Origin of the sequence: Trujillonella humicola (genome assembly GCF_046233715.1) — a bacterium.
GTDB classification, from domain to species: domain Bacteria; phylum Actinomycetota; class Actinomycetes; order Mycobacteriales; family Geodermatophilaceae; genus Trujillonella; species Trujillonella humicola.
Genome location: NZ_JBJNRJ010000049.1, coordinates 26795 through 40663, shown reverse-complemented (window position 1 = coordinate 40663; position 13869 = coordinate 26795). Strand labels below are relative to the sequence as shown.

13 protein-coding genes are annotated in these 13869 nt (G+C 75.8%); 7 read left to right on the top strand and 6 right to left on the bottom strand.

Annotated elements, in window-relative coordinates:
• Window positions 1–513 (top strand): DUF1810 domain-containing protein (locus ACK586_RS19795; RefSeq protein WP_409332222.1); only part of this gene is annotated, 513 nt, incomplete at its 5' end.
• 124 nt (window positions 514–637) lie between these two features.
• Window positions 638–1678: a glutathione S-transferase family protein gene (locus tag ACK586_RS19790; RefSeq protein ID WP_409332221.1), complete on the top strand. Its 1041-nt coding sequence runs from the start codon at window positions 638–640 to the stop codon at window positions 1676–1678.
• Window positions 1679–2127: 449 nt separating this feature from the next.
• Here the strand turns inward: ACK586_RS19790 and ACK586_RS19785 are convergent, their stop codons facing one another.
• Window positions 2128–4140: a superantigen-like protein SSL4 gene (locus ACK586_RS19785; RefSeq protein WP_409332220.1), complete on the bottom strand. Its 2013-nt coding sequence runs from the start codon at window positions 4138–4140 to the stop codon at window positions 2128–2130.
• 102 nt (window positions 4141–4242) lie between these two features.
• Window positions 4243–4977: an alanyl-tRNA editing protein gene (locus tag ACK586_RS19780; protein WP_409332219.1), complete on the bottom strand. Its 735-nt coding sequence runs from the start codon at window positions 4975–4977 to the stop codon at window positions 4243–4245.
• Window positions 4978–4995: 18 nt separating this feature from the next.
• Here ACK586_RS19780 and ACK586_RS19775 point away from each other — a divergent pair, with 18 nt between their 5' ends.
• Window positions 4996–5658, top strand: coding sequence for a nucleoside/nucleotide kinase family protein (locus ACK586_RS19775; protein WP_409332218.1), 663 nt, complete (start codon window positions 4996–4998; stop codon window positions 5656–5658).
• A 140-nt stretch (window positions 5659–5798) separates the two neighbouring features.
• Window positions 5799–6425 (top strand): hypothetical protein, encoded by a 627-nt coding sequence (locus ACK586_RS19770; protein ID WP_409332217.1) that lies wholly within the window; start codon window positions 5799–5801, stop codon window positions 6423–6425.
• 143 nt (window positions 6426–6568) lie between these two features.
• Here the strand turns inward: ACK586_RS19770 and ACK586_RS19765 are convergent, their stop codons facing one another.
• From ACK586_RS19765 to ACK586_RS19750, 4 genes are all read right to left on the bottom strand, one after another.
• Window positions 6569–7645: an acyl-CoA dehydrogenase family protein gene (locus ACK586_RS19765; RefSeq protein WP_409332216.1), complete on the bottom strand. Its 1077-nt coding sequence runs from the start codon at window positions 7643–7645 to the stop codon at window positions 6569–6571.
• On the bottom strand, window positions 7645–8808 hold the full coding sequence (locus ACK586_RS19760; protein ID WP_409332215.1) for an acyl-CoA dehydrogenase family protein: 1164 nt from the start codon (window positions 8806–8808) through the stop codon (window positions 7645–7647). Before ACK586_RS19760 ends, ACK586_RS19765 begins: the two co-directional genes overlap by 1 nt.
• An 85-nt stretch (window positions 8809–8893) precedes the next feature.
• Window positions 8894–11164, bottom strand: coding sequence for a SpoIIE family protein phosphatase (locus ACK586_RS19755; RefSeq protein ID WP_409332214.1), 2271 nt, complete (start codon window positions 11162–11164; stop codon window positions 8894–8896).
• Window positions 11161–11916, bottom strand: coding sequence for an alpha/beta fold hydrolase (locus ACK586_RS19750; protein ID WP_409332213.1), 756 nt, complete (start codon window positions 11914–11916; stop codon window positions 11161–11163). The genes ACK586_RS19755 and ACK586_RS19750 overlap by 4 nt, the downstream gene beginning before the upstream one ends.
• A gap of 211 nt (window positions 11917–12127) precedes the next feature.
• Between ACK586_RS19750 and ACK586_RS19745 the strand changes: the two genes are divergently transcribed.
• The 3 genes from ACK586_RS19745 to ACK586_RS19735 all read left to right on the top strand — a co-directional run bounded on the left by ACK586_RS19745 (window position 12128) and on the right by ACK586_RS19735 (window position 13821).
• Window positions 12128–12850 (top strand): hemerythrin domain-containing protein, encoded by a 723-nt coding sequence (locus tag ACK586_RS19745; RefSeq protein ID WP_409332212.1) that lies wholly within the window; start codon window positions 12128–12130, stop codon window positions 12848–12850.
• A gap of 38 nt (window positions 12851–12888) precedes the next feature.
• Window positions 12889–13059 carry a hypothetical protein gene (locus ACK586_RS19740; protein WP_409332211.1) on the top strand — a complete coding sequence of 57 codons (171 nt, stop codon included), beginning with the start codon at window positions 12889–12891 and terminating at the stop codon, window positions 13057–13059.
• A 105-nt stretch (window positions 13060–13164) separates the two neighbouring features.
• On the top strand, window positions 13165–13821 hold the full coding sequence (locus ACK586_RS19735) for an alpha/beta fold hydrolase (RefSeq protein ID WP_409332210.1): 657 nt from the start codon (window positions 13165–13167) through the stop codon (window positions 13819–13821).
• The last annotated feature ends 48 nt before the right edge of the window (window positions 13822–13869 follow it).

Here is a 13869-nt window from a genome sequence, read left to right as displayed (position 1 = left end):
GGCAGGGGCGCCGTCTCACCTCAGTCCTCGCGGGACAAGCGACGCAAGCGCTCCCTGCCGGGATCCACCGTGCGAAGGGAAGGTAGAGCCATCAGCGACCCCTTCGACCTGCAGCGCTTCGTCGACGCCCAGGCCGGTACGTACGAGCAGGCCCTGGCCGAGCTGCGTGCGGGCGCCAAGCGCGGGCACTGGATGTGGTTCGTCTTCCCGCAGGTGGCCGGGCTGGGGCGCAGCCCGACGGCGCAGCGCTACGCGATCTCCGGGCTGCCCGAGGCGCAGGCCTACCTGGACCACCCGGTGCTGGGGCCGCGCCTTGTGGAGTGCGCGCAGGCGCTGGTCGACCTGGGGCCGGCCGACCCCGCCCGCGTGCTCGGCCCGGTCGACGCGGTGAAGCTGCGCTCCTCGATGACGCTGTTCGAGCGCGCCGAGCCCGAGGCCGCGGTGTTCGGCGAGGTGCTGGACCGCTGGCACGGCGGCGTCCGGGACGACGCCACGATCACGCGGCTCGGCTGAGCACCGGGCCCGGCCCGACCGCGGCGCACGGCCGGGGGTCCCCCGCCCCGCACCGTGGCGTCGTCCGCCGTCCGTCTCGGGGTCACCACGAGCGCGGCGGCGCCGTCTCCACCAAGCTGGGGCGGTGAGCGACGACACCACCGGGTCCGGATACGTCGAGCAGGGCCAGGAGTACTCCCGCGACTCCAACTACCTCCCCGACCGGATCTCCGCCGACGGGTCCAGCGGGTGGAAGGTCGAACCGGGGCGCTACCGGCTGGTGATCGCGCGCGCCTGCCCGTGGGCGAACCGCTCGGCGATCGTGCGGCGGCTGCTGGGCCTGGAGCCGGTGCTGTCGATGGGCATCTGCGGCCCGGTGCACGACGAGCGCAGCTGGACGTTCGACCTCGACCCCGGCGGGCGCGACCCGGTGCTGGGCTACGAGCGGCTGCAGGAGGCGTTCCTCGCCCGCGACCCGGAGTACCCGCGCGGCATCACGGTGCCGGCGATGGTCGACGTCCCGACCAAGGCCGTGGTCACCAACGACTTCGCGCAGATCACCCTCGACCTGTCCACGCAGTGGACGGCCTACCACCGCGACGGCGCCCCCGACCTCTACCCCGAGCACCTCCGGGACGAGATGGACGAGGTCATGGAGCGGGTCTACACCGAGGTCAACAACGGGGTGTACCGCTGCGGCTTCGCCGGCTCGCAGCGCGCGTACGACAAGGCGTACACGCGGCTGTTCGCCGCGCTGGACTGGCTGTCGGAGCGGCTGGCCGACCGCCGTTACCTGATGGGCGACACCATCACCGAGGCCGACGTCCGGCTGTTCACCACGCTGGCCCGCTTCGACCCCGTCTACCACGGCCACTTCAAGTGCAACCGGCAGAAGCTGTCGGAGATGCCGGTGCTGTGGGCGTACGCGCGCGACCTGTTCCAGACCCCGGGCTTCGGCGACACCACCGACTTCCCGCAGATCAAGGAGCACTATTACGTCGTCCACGCCGACATCAACCCGACCCAGGTCATCCCGATGGGTCCGGACACGTCGAACTGGCTGACCCCGCACGGTCGCGAGGAGCTCGGCGGGTCCCCGTTCGGCGACGGCACACCGCCGGGGCCGGTCGCCGCCGGCGAGGAGATCCCGGTCGAGCACGGGCCGGGGGGCATCGCCCACCGCTGATCCGCGGCGCCCCTGCCCGGGGCCTCGGATCCCGCCCCGACTGCTCGGCGTGCCCGGCCGACGAGCAGATCCGGGGCCAGGTGGTGCGTGCCGCCCCGGACAAACGCTGCCCGGGGCGGCACGCACGGGGTCCGGCCGGGGCGGGGAGGCCGGGAGTGACTGGGACGCCGCGTCGTCCGTGGTGCGTGACTCCAGCCCCCGTTACCTCCCCGCCTCGTACCCGGGCCCGCCCGAGGGGCCGACCGGGGCACGACCGGTGTCAGCGGCCGGCCGGTGCGTCGCTTCCGGAGGAGAGCCGACGTCCGGAACCGGGCGGCCGCGGGCGGCCGGTCACGCGGGAAGCGTCGTGCGAGGTCCTCCTCCGGAGCGCGCAGTCCGCGCTCCTTCTGGCCGCGTGCCACCGGCGGGCCCGCGGTCAGCGGGCAGGCCGGGCGCGGCCGGGAGGAGGGTCAGTCGGGCGAGGTGCCCGGGCCGTCGAGGACCCCGGCGGCCGCGCCGGCCGGCGAGGTGTCGACGGTCGGGGCGCCGCCCTCCGGCAGGGGGAGGACGGGCACCGGAGCCGCGTCAGGGGACGCGAACGGTGAGGAGGACGACGAGGTCGTCGAGGACGACGGCGCGGGCGCCGGGACCGGCGGGCGCGGGGCGTCCGGGGTACCCGTCTGCGGCGCCACGACGGCGCCGGCCGGCGGGGAGGAGGCGGTCGGGCGGTCGGCGGGCGCCTGCCGGCCGGCGGGCGCACCGGTGGCCGCGAGGGGCAGCAGGCCGGGGGCCTCGGCGGTCGTCGGGGTCGTGGGCTCCTGCGGGGCCTGGACGGGGACGGCCACCGTCGCGGCCGAGGTGGCGTCCGAGGCGACCGCGGCCCCGCCGGAGACCGGGGTGCCCGGCACCGGCAGGACCGGCCCGACGACGGCGGCGACGACGGGCTGCAGCACCGGCGCCAAGACCTCCGTGACCGGCGGGACGACGGGAGCGATCACCGGGCCGAGCACGTCGACCGCGGGGGTCAGGACCTCGACCACCGGGCCGAGGACGGGCTCGGCGACACCGACCACAGGCGCGACGACGGGCTGCAGCACCGGCGCCAAGACCTCCGTGACCGGCGGGACGACGGGAGCGATCACCGGCTCGATCACGTCGACCGCGGGGGTCAGGACCTCGACCACCGGGCCGAGGACGGGCTCGGCGACACCGACCACAGGCGCGACAACGGGCTGCAGCACCGGCGCCAAGACCTCCGTGACCGGCGGGACGACGGGAGCGATCACCGGCTCGATCACGTCGACCGCGGGGGTCAGGACCTCGACCACCGGGCCGAGGACGGGCTCGGCGACACCGACCACAGGCGCGACGACGGGCTGCAGCACCGGCGCCAGGACCTCCGTGACCGGCGGGACGACGGGAGCGGTCACCGGCTCGAGCACCTCGACAACGACAGACAGGGCCGGGGCGGCGGCCTCCACCACCGGACCGAGGACGGGCGCGACGACACCGACCACGGGCGCGACGACCTCGACCACGGGCTCGAGCACCTCGACGACGGGAGACAGCGCCGGGGCGGCGGCCTCGACCACCGCACCGACCGTCTCGACCACCGGCTCCACGACCGGGACCGCCGTCTCTACCACCGTCTCCACCACCGGCTCGGCGATCGCCTCAACGGTCCCGACCACCGGCTCGACCGTCCCCACGACGGAAGACAACGCCGGGGCAGCCACCTCGACCACCGGTTGGACGACCGTCTCCACGACCGCCGGAGCCGCCTCGACCACCGGCTCCACGACCTGCCCGACCACGGCGGGCGCGGCCTCGACCACCGGCTCCACGACCTGCCCGACCACGGCGGGCGCGGCCTCGACCACCGGCTCCACGACCTGCCCGACCGGCTCGACCACGGCAGGCGCAGCCTCGACCACCGGCTCCACGACCTGCCCGACCACGGGGGACGCGGCCCGCTCGACCACAGGCTCCACGACCTGCCCGACCGGCTCGACCACGGCAGGCGCAGCCTCGACCACCGGCTCCACGACCTGCCCGACCGGCTCGACCACGGCAGGCGCAGCCTCGACCACCGGCTCCACGACCTGCTCGACCGGCTCCGCCACGGCGGGCGCGGCTTCGGCCACCGGCTCCACGACCTGCTCGACCACGGGGGACGCGGCCGGCTCGACCACCGGCTCCACGACCTGCTCGACCGGCTCCGCCACGGCGGGCGCGGCTTCGGCCACCGGCTCCACGACCTGCTCGACCACGGGGGACGCGGCCGGCTCGACCACCGGCTCCACGACCTGCCCGACCACGGGGGCGAGCGGCTCGGGCGGTAGGAGGTCGGCCCGCGCGGTCGAGGCGAGACCCACCGCGGCCACGACGCAGGCACCCAGGAACCCGACGAGCAGCAGCAGGCGGATCAGCCACGGGTCCAGCCGACCGGCCGGGGCGTCGGACGCGCGGGCAGCCGCGGGCACCGGACGCACGCGTCCTGTGCGGCGGAGCCGGGTCCCGGATATCGGGCCTGTCGTTCCCCACCCGGACGGCGGTCATGCACGGGAGACGGCCGTCTCCTGAACTCAGACGATCCGCACCCGCAGTCGCCGGAACCCGCGGCCCTTGTTCTCCATCTTGGTCACCTCGACGCGGCCCACCATCGCCGTCGACGCGACGTGCGTCCCGCCGTCGGCCTGGGTGTCGAGCCCGACGATGTCGACGATCCGCACCACCTCGATGTCCGGCGGCAGCAGGTTGGTCGCCGTCCGGATGATGTCGGGGATCGCGAACGCCTCGTCCCGGGGCAGGGTGCGCACCTCGATCGGCCGGTCGGCGGCGATCTCGGCGTTGACCGCCTCGGCCACCCGCTCCTTGAAGTCCGCCGGGACCTCGGCCAGGTCGAAGTCCATCCGCGCGCTCAGCGGCTCCATGTTGCCGCCGGTCACCAGCGCGCCGAAGTCCCGGAAGACGACGCCGGTGAGCACGTGCAGTCCCGAGTGCGTGCGCATGAGCGCCGTCCGCCGCTCGTCGTCGAGCGCGCCCCGCACCGCGGTCCCGACCGGCGGCACCGGGTCCCCCTCGGCCGGCACCAGGTACAGCTCGTCGCCGCCGCGGGTGCCGACGATGCGGGTCCGCACCCCGCCCCACAGCAGCACCCCCTCGTCCGGTGGCTGCCCGCCGCCGCCGGGGTAGAACGCCGACCGGTCCAGGACGACGCCCCGCTCGGGGTCCACCGCGGCGACGGTCGCCTCCCACTCGCGGACCGTGGCGTCGAGGAGGTCGAGGCGGTGGGTGTGTCCGTGCCGGTCAGCGCTCACCCCTGCATGCTGCCCTGCGTGACCCCTTCCGCAGCGTCCCCGGCACCCGACGACCTGGTCGACCGCGTGGTCGCCCTCGCGAAGCGGCGTCCGCGGCTGCTGCTGGGCATCGCCGGGGCGCCGGCCGCCGGCAAGTCCACGCTGGCGAACTGGCTGGTCGACCGGCTGAACGCCCGCCGCCTGCCGGCCGTCGGCGTCCCGATGGACGGCTTCCACCTCGCCGACGCCGTCCTCGACGCCCTGGGGCGCCGCGACCGCAAGGGTGCCGCCGACACCTTCGACGGGCACGGCTACCTCGCCCTGCTGCGCCGCCTGCGCGCCGAGCAGGAGACGACGGTGTACGCGCCGGCCTTCGAGCGCGACCTCGAGCAGCCGGTCGCGGGCAGCATCGCGGTGCCGCCGGGTACTCGCGTCGTCGTCTCCGAGGGCAACTACCTGCTGCTCCCCGAGCCACCCTGGCCGACGGTGTGGGCGGAGTTCGACGAGGTCTGGTACGTCGGGCTGGACGACGACACCCGCCGCGCCCGGCTGCTCGACCGGCACGTCCGCTTCGGCAAGGCCCCGGACGCCGCGCGCGCCTGGGTCGACGCCGTCGACGAGCCCAACGCACGGCTCGTCGCGGCCACCGCCGAGCGCGCCGACCTGCGGCTCGACGTCTCCGGGGCGGACCTGCGGGGCTGACGGAGGCGACACGTCGTCCCGTCGACGAGGCGACAGGTCGACACGGTGACGTAGGTCCCTGTCCGCCTCTGCGCAGCGCGAGGACGGTGGGCCGCGCGGCGGTGCCGCACGGGTGCCGCCGGCCCGTGAGGAGGAGCGGCATGTACGCACGCACGACGACGGTGACGGGCGACCCGCAGCGAGTGGACCGGGCCATCGAGTACATCCGGGACACGGTGATGCCCGCGGTCATGGACATGGACGGCTGCGTGGGCCTGTCGATGCTGATCGACCGGGCGTCCGGACGCGGCATCGTCACCACGGCGTGGGAGGACGAGGCGGCGGCGGCGGCCAGCCGCGAGGGCGTGATGGCCATGCGCGAGCAGGCACGCGACGTCATGGGGAGCACCGGCCCGATGGAGGTGCAGGAATGGGAGATCGCCGTCATGCACCGCCGGCACGAGGCGCCTGAGGGCGCCTGCACCCGGGTGGTGTGGAGCAAGGCGGACGTCGACCACGTCGACCGGGTGCTCGACGCCTACCGGACGACGCTCGTCCCGCAGTTCGAGGAGATGCCGGGCTTCTGCAGCGTCAGCCTCATGCTGGACCGGGAGAGGGGTCGTGCGGCGTCCGCGGTCACCTTCGACACCCGCGAGGCGATGGAGGCCAGCCGCGAGGACGCCCGGCGGATGCGCGACACCTTCGTCTCCGCGATGGAGGTCAGCATCACCGACATGGCCGAGTTCGAGCTGGCCGTGGCCCACCTGCGCGTCCCCGAGATGGCCTGAGCGCGCCGGGCGCGGGGGCTCCGGGGGGGCGGCCGTGCGACGGGCACTCTGCGCGTGGTTTCCCCACTCTGCGGGCGGGATCGCGCCCGCAAAGTGGGGAACCCGCCCGCAGAGTGCGGCCGATCAGCAGCGGTGCGCCCCGCTCAGCCCAGCCGGGTGAGGGTCGCCCAGAGCTGGTCGCCGCCGCCGGCGACCAGCCCGGCGCCGAGCACCGGTGCCCAGGTGGCCTCGCCGCCGGCCTCGTCGCGCCAGGACCAGCAGCGGCGGGTGAGGTGGTGCAGCTTGTGCTCCTGGGTGAAGCCGATGGCGCCGTGCACCTGGTGGGCCAGCCGGGCCACGACCTCCACCGCGGCACCGGCGCGCACCTTCGCCGCGGCCGCCAGCAGCGGCAGCTCGGCCGCACCCCGGTCCAGGCCCTGGACGGCGGCGTCGACGATCGCGGTCACGGCGGTGACCTCGCCGGCCATCTGGGCCAGCTGCATCTGGATCGCCTGGAACTTCGCCAGCGGCCGGCCGAACTGCTGCCGCTGCCCGGCGTACTGCACCGTCCAGGTCAGCACCTGCTCCAGCGCTGCGGCGATCTGCACCGAGCGGGCCAGCGCGTACCGGGCCCGCAGCGCCTCGGCCTGCTCGGGCCGCAGCAGCGCCCCGGACGCCGCAGCGCCGTCGAGCACCAGCGACCCCCGCGGCTCCCCGGCCAGGTTCTGCGCCCGCGTCGCGGCCAGCCCCGACGCGTCGACCAGCGCCAGCACCGCGCCCTCGATGCCGGCCGGTGCCGCGGCCAGGACGACCACCGATGTGGCCACTGCGGCCCACGGGACGTCGGTCGCGGTTCCGGTCAACGTCCACCGGCCGGGGCCGTCCCCGTCGTCGGAGGGCTCGGCGGTGACCGCCTCGGCGACGGTCACGGTCAGCGGCTCCTCGGGCGAGGGCAGGTCCAGGTCAGCGGCGAGCAGCGCCGGTGCGGCGACCAGCAGCTGCTCGGCGACCGGCACCGCTGCGGCACCGGCGGCCAGGGTGCGCACGATCGCCACCACGTCGGCCAGCTCACCACCGGACCCGCCCGCGTCCTCGTCCACCCCCACCCCGGTCAGCCCGGCCTCGGCCAGCGCCGACCACAGCCCCTCGTCCCACGGCCGCTCCGCGGTCAGCACGAACGGCTCGAACGACCCCAGGATGTCCCGCACGGTCTCCACCAGCAGGTCCTGCTCGGACGCCATCAGCGCAGCCCCAATCCGCGTGCCACGATCCCGCGCAGGATCTCGTTGGTCCCCCCGCGCAGCGTGTACCCGGGCTGGTGCAGCTGCGCCTCGGCCAGCGCCCGCCCCAGCGGATCCGGCGAATCCAGCGACGCCGCCACGTCCACCACCCGGCGCACCTCGTCGACCACGTCGGCCTCGAACGTCGTCCCCACGTCCTTCACCAGCGCCGCCGGGATGTTCGGCAACTCCCCCCGGTCCAGCGCCGCCGCGATCCGCAACGACAACTGCCGCAACGCCAGCAACCGCGCCGACAACCGGCCCAGCGTCGCCAACTGCGCCACATCCTGCGTCTTGGCCGCCCGCCGCCCGAACTCCGCCAGCAACGGATAGGTGGACAGGAACCGCTCCGGCCCCGACCGCTCGAACGCCAGCTCCGCGGTCACCTGGTGCCAGCCCGCCCCCTCCTCCCCCAACAGCATGTCCCCCGGCACGACGACGTCGTCGAACACCACCTCGTTGAAGTGGTGCCCGCCGTCCAGGATCCGGATCGGATTGATCGAGATGCCCGGCAGCGACAGGTCCACCAGCAACTGGCTCAACCCCGCGTGCCGGTTGACCGGATCGGCCGGCGAGGTGCGCACCAGCACGATCCCGTAATGGCTGTGGTGGGCGTTCGACGTCCACACCTTCGCCCCCGACACCACCCAGTCCCCGTTGCCGTCCCGGGTCGCCCTCGTCCGGATCGAGGCCAGGTCCGAGCCGGAGTCCGGCTCCGACATGCCGATCACGAAGAAGCACTCCCCCGCCGCGATCCGCGGCAGGATCTCCTCCCGCTGCGCTTCGGTGCCGTACCGCAGCAGGTTCGGCCCCGACTGCCGATCGGCGATCCAGTGCGCCGCCACCGGCGCCCCGGCCGCCAGCAACTCCTCGGTCACCGCATACCGCTCCATCGCGGTCCGCTCGTGCCCCCCGTACCGGCGCGGCCAGGTCATCCCCAGCCAGCCCCGCTCCCCCAGCTTCCGGGAGAACGCCGGATCCACCCCCGACAACCACGTGTCCACGTGCGTGGTGAAGGACCCCGCGGCCAGCTCGGCGGCCAGGAACTCCCGCACCTCCGCCCGCACCCGCTCGGCCGCGTCCGACCGCGGCGCCGGCGCCAGGGCCAGTGCTTCGCTGCTCATCGGTCTCCCACCTCGTCGTGGACGTGTGCTGCTGGGACCGGTTCTACCTGTCCACGGCCGTCCGCACCCGCGGGAGGGACCCGCGTCACACCCGGGCGATCGCCAGCAGCGCCACGTCGTCGGTCCGGTGGTCGCCGGTCAGCTCGGCCAGCAGCCGGTCGCACAGCTCGTCGGGAGCGGCGCCGGCGGCCGCCCGCGCCACGGCCAGGAGGTGCTCCAGACCCTCGTCGACGTCGGCGGTCCGGCTCTCGACCAGCCCGTCGGTGAACAGCACGAGCGTCGCGCCGACGGGCAGCACCCCCGCCCACTCCACGGCGGGTGCCGGTGCGGGCGGCGCTCCGAGCATGCGGCTGGGCCGGACGTCGAGGTACTCCGCGCCCGACGCGGTGACCAGCAGGGGGCTGAGGTGCCCGGCCGACGCGAGCCGCAGCCGGCCGGTCGCCGGATCGAGCGACCCGAACAGCGCCGTGGCCATGCGCTGGAGGCCGAGCAGGCCCCACCCGGCCTGGAACCGGTCGATGATCGCGCTCGGGCCCGGCCGGTCGGCCAGCAGCACCCGGTGGACGCTGCGCAGCTGCCCCATCACCGCGGCGGCCGTGATGTCGTGCCCGACGACGTCGCCGACGGCGAGCGCGACGGTGCCCTCCGTCGGCAGCGGCACCACGTCGTAGAAGTCGCCGCCCACGTCGGCGCCCTGGCTGGCCGCCAGGTACCGGACGGCGACGGCCAGCCCCGGGACCGGCGGTGGGGCCGGGGGCAGCAGGTTGGCCTGCAGCGTGTGCGAGGTGCGGGTCTCCATCTCCAGCCGCTGCGCCTTGTCGACGACCTGCGAGACCTGCAGCGCCAGCTGCTCGGCCACCTCGACGTCGGCCGCGGTGAACGACCCGCGGCGCCGGTCGGCACCCAGCGTCAGCACACCCAGCAGCCGCCCGCCGGCCATCAGGGGGACGGCGACCAGCCCGGTCAGGTCCAGCCGGCGGGCGACGGCGAGGTGCCGCTCGTCGGCGGTGATGCGCCCGAGCCAGGCGTCGGTCACCTCGCGCACCCAGACGGTGCGGCCGCGGTCGGCGGCCTGCGCCGTGGGGTGCGGCGCACCGGGCGGGCCCAGGTTCACGTCGCGCAGGCGGTCGGTGAGGTGCTGGCGCCCGGGATCGGCGTGCCGGGCGGCCGGCCTGGTCCAGCCGTGCTCGGTCACCAGGTCGATGACGCAGACGTCGGCCAGCCGGGGGACGGCGAGCTCCGCGAGCCGCTCGACGGTCTCGGCCACCCCGGTCGCCGCCGACATGAGCCGCGCGGCGTCGAGGAGGAACGCCGACCGGGCGGCCTGCCGCGCCGTCTCCTCGTACAGCCACACCCGCTCCAGCGCCTGACCCGCCTGCCGGCCGACGGTGCGCAACAGGTCCGCGTCGGCCGATGCGAGGTCCCCCGTCACTCCCGGCTCGGTGAGGCTGATCAGCTCGCCGTCCCCCTCGGACCCCAGGGCGAGCACCAGCGCGCCCCGGTGGCGCCCGTCGGCCGTCACCGGGACCAGCACCAGCGCGTCGATCCGATCCGCGGCCAGCGCCGCGGCCAGCTCCGGCTCGGCGCGCTCCATGTCCGGGCCGAGGGGCACCACCCGCACGCCGCCGGGGCGCAGCAGCCGGGGCCCCCACCCGCCGGCGGCCTCCATCGCCGCCCGCAGCCGCGGGGACAGGCCCGACTGCGCGGCCAGCCGCAGCGGCAGGCGCCCGTACGGCCCGGCGGCCGCGTCCTCCGCCACCAGCCACAGCGCACCGCCCGCGGCGTGCACCGCCGTCCGCCCGCGCTCGACCAGGACCTGCGCGACGTCGTCGACCGACACCGCCGCCGCCAGCTCCGACACCACCTGGTGCAGCGTCCGGGAGCGCGTCTCCGACTCCGCCGCGGTGCGCTGGGCGGCCAGCAGGGCCCGCTCGTAGCGGCGCCGCGAGGTGGCCTCGAACAGCGTGGTGCGCACGAGCATCGGCGCCCCGGCCGCGTCCCGCAGCTCGACGGCGTTGACCAGGCACGGCAGCACGGTCCCGTCCGGGAGCGCCAGGTCGAGCGCGACCTCGCGGACCGCGCCCTGCATGCGCAGCAGCGGGGCCATGTGGGTCTCGAAGAAGACCCGGCCGCCGACGGTGAGCAGATCCGGGAACGACGTGCCGAGCAGCTCGTCGGGCTTGCGGCCGGCCCACTGCGCGAACGTCCGGTTCACCTTCACGATCCGCCCGCCCGGCAGCGTCGAGAGGTACCCGCAGGGCGCGTTCTCGTACAGGTCGGCCGGGTCGTCCTCCAGCAACCGGTCGAGGTCGGACCGGCCGCCGGAGGAACCGCCGCCCACGGGTGCGGCGCTCACGGCGGTCCGGTGGTCGACGGCAACCAGGCCCGGACGGCGGCGATCGTCTCCTCCGGCGCGCTCAGGTGCGGGCAGTGCCCGGTCGCCGCCAGTTGCGTGAAGGTGCTCCCGGGCACCCGCCCGTGCACGTACCGGCCGACCGCCTCCGGCGCGATCACGTCCTGGGAGCACTGCAGCACCAGGGTCGGGACGGCGACGTCGTCGAGGTCGGCCCGGTTGTCCGACAGGAAGGTGACGCGGGCGAACTGGCGGGCGATGTCGGGATCGGTGCGGCAGAAGCTGTTGGTCAGCTCCTCGGTGAGCTCCGGCCGGTCGGGCGTCCCCATGATCACCGGGGCCATGGCCGCCGACCAGCCGAGGTGGTTGCTGTCGAGGGAGTCGAGCAGGCCCGCGATGTCGGCCCGGCTGAAGCCGCCGGTGTAGTCGCCGTCGTCCACGTAGCGCGGGTTGGGGCCGATCATGACCAGCGCCCCGAACAGCTCCGGGGCCTGGCGCAGCGCCAGCACCCCGATCATCGCGCTCACCGAGTGGCCGACGAGGACGACGTCGGTCAGCCCGAGCTCGCGGCAGATCTCCACCACGTCGGCCGCGTACCCGCGCAGCGAGCCGTGCCGCTGCGGGTCGTACGCCGACAGGTCCGAGCCGCCGGCGCCCACGTGGTCGAACAGCACCACCCGGTGGTCGCGCTCGAAGTCCGGCACGACGTGCCGCCACATCGCCTGGTCGCAGCCGAAGCCGTGGGCCAGGACCATCGGCCGTCCACAGGGGTCCCCGCTCACCCGGACCCGGTTCCGAACGATCACCGACACGGGCGCGAACCTACGTCAGACCGTCCCCGTTGTGACCCCTCGCCCACGGGTCGTGGCCCGGTCGATACGGGACGCCGGGCCCTGGTACCCGGGACGGCCGCGGGCCTAGCGTCGCTCGCGACCGATCCGGTTCCGCAGCACGACGAGGTGTGCCATGACCGCAGCCGCAGTGCTCCCCCCGACCGCTCCCGCGCCGCCCGCCCCGGCGGTGCCGTCCCGCGCCGCGGCGTACCAGCACGTCCTGCACCGGCTGGTGCGCCGCGAGCTGCGGGTCCTCACCCGGCTGTCCACCTGGGCCGCCCCCGACGACGCCGCCCGCACCGCCGCGCTGACCGCGCACGCCGACCTGCTGGGACGTCTCCTGCTGCGGCACCACGCGACCGAGCGCGAGCTGATCTGGCCCGCGCTGCTGCGCGCCCTGCCCGAGCGCGACGCCGCGCGGGGCAGGGACGCCGTCGCCGGGTGGACGGCGAGCTGCACCCGGCTGGACCACCTGCTGCGCGACATCTCCACCGCCGCCCGGCAGTGGGCGGTCGCCGGGACCGCGCCCGCCCGGGACGCGTTCGCCATGGCCTGCCTGGTGCTGGCCGACGCCGTCGCCGTCCAGACCGCCGACGAGGAGCGGGAGCTGCTCCCGCTGCTGGCCGCCCTGCCGCCGGCCGACTGGGCGGCGATCACCGCCGGCGCCGGCTGCGTGCTGTCGCACCGGGAGCGGATGCTCGTGCTGGGCCTGGCCCTGGAGGACGCCACCCCGGACGAGCGGGCCCGGCTGCTCGCCGCGCTGCCGCCCACCACCCGGCTGGCGTGGCGGCTGGCCGGCCGCCGCCACTTCCGCGCCGCCGTCGTCCGGCTGCGCGGGGAGCCGCCGTCGGAGTAGTCCGGCCTGGTCCCGGGCGCCCCGTTCAGTGGCGGCTGGTGCCGCAGTCCGAGCAGCGCTTGCGGCCGGCCCGCGTCCTCGCCGAGCAGTTCGGGCAGGTCCAGGTCCTCGGCTCCCGGGTGCTGGTGGTGGCGCTCATGGCTCCCCCTCTCGTACCGGACGGCGCGGGTCTCGCGACCGCCACGTGCGACGGTAGGCACGCCGCGTGACGCGGAGGTGTCGTACGGGTTGCGCTCCCGGACGGGTCCGGTGAGACCGCTCTCCCCCGTTCCGGACACCGATGAGTCCGCCCGTCCGGGCCGGTCGTACCCCTCGTGACTCCGACGTTCGTCCTCGTCCCCGGCGCCGGCGGCGCCGCCTGGTACTGGCACCGGGTCGTGCCCGAGCTGGCGCGCCGCGGCGCCGCCGCGGTCGCGGTGGACCTGCCCGCCGACGACGACCGGGCGGGGCTCGCCGCCTACGCCGACGCGGTGGTCGCCGCCGCGGGCGAGGCCCGTGACGTGGTCCTCGTCGCCCAGTCGATGGGCGGGCTGACCGCCCCGCTGGTGTGCGCCCGGCTGCCGGTCCGGCTGCTGGTGCTGCTGAACGCGATGGTGCCGCGGCCCGGCGAGACCGGCGGCGACTGGTGGACGGCGACCGGGCACGACGTCCCCGGCTCCGAGGAGGTGTTCGTGCACGACGTGCCGGCGGAGGTGCTGGCCACCGCGCCGCCGCAGCGGGACCAGTCGGGGCGGCCGTTCGAGGACCCCTGGCCGCTGGCTGCCTGGCCCGCCGTCCGCACGGTGGTGCTGGCCGGGCGGGACGACCGGTTCTTCCCGCCCGCCTTCCAGCGCCGGGTCGCCGCCGAGCGACTGGGCCTGCCGGTGGAGGAGGTGCGGGGCGGGCACCTGGCGGCGCTGTCGTTCCCGGCCGAGCTCGCCGAGCGGCTGGTGCGGCTCGCCGGGGGAACCGGGACCGCGACGGCCCGCTGAGCGCGCACAATGGCGGGTCCGCCCCCGAGCGACCCGACGACAGAGAGA

Coding starts and splice junctions, on each gene's coding strand:
- ACK586_RS19770 (WP_409332217.1), top strand. CDS start 5,799: ATGTACGCACGCACGACGACGGTGACGGGCGACCCGCAGCGAGTGGAC.
- ACK586_RS19765 (WP_409332216.1), bottom strand. CDS start 7,645: ATGGCGTCCGAGCAGGACCTGCTGGTGGAGACCGTGCGGGACATCCTG.
- ACK586_RS19760 (WP_409332215.1), bottom strand. CDS start 8,808: ATGAGCAGCGAAGCACTGGCCCTGGCGCCGGCGCCGCGGTCGGACGCG.
- ACK586_RS19750 (WP_409332213.1), bottom strand. CDS start 11,916: ATGGTCCTGGCCCACGGCTTCGGCTGCGACCAGGCGATGTGGCGGCAC.
- ACK586_RS19745 (WP_409332212.1), top strand. CDS start 12,128: ATGACCGCAGCCGCAGTGCTCCCCCCGACCGCTCCCGCGCCGCCCGCC.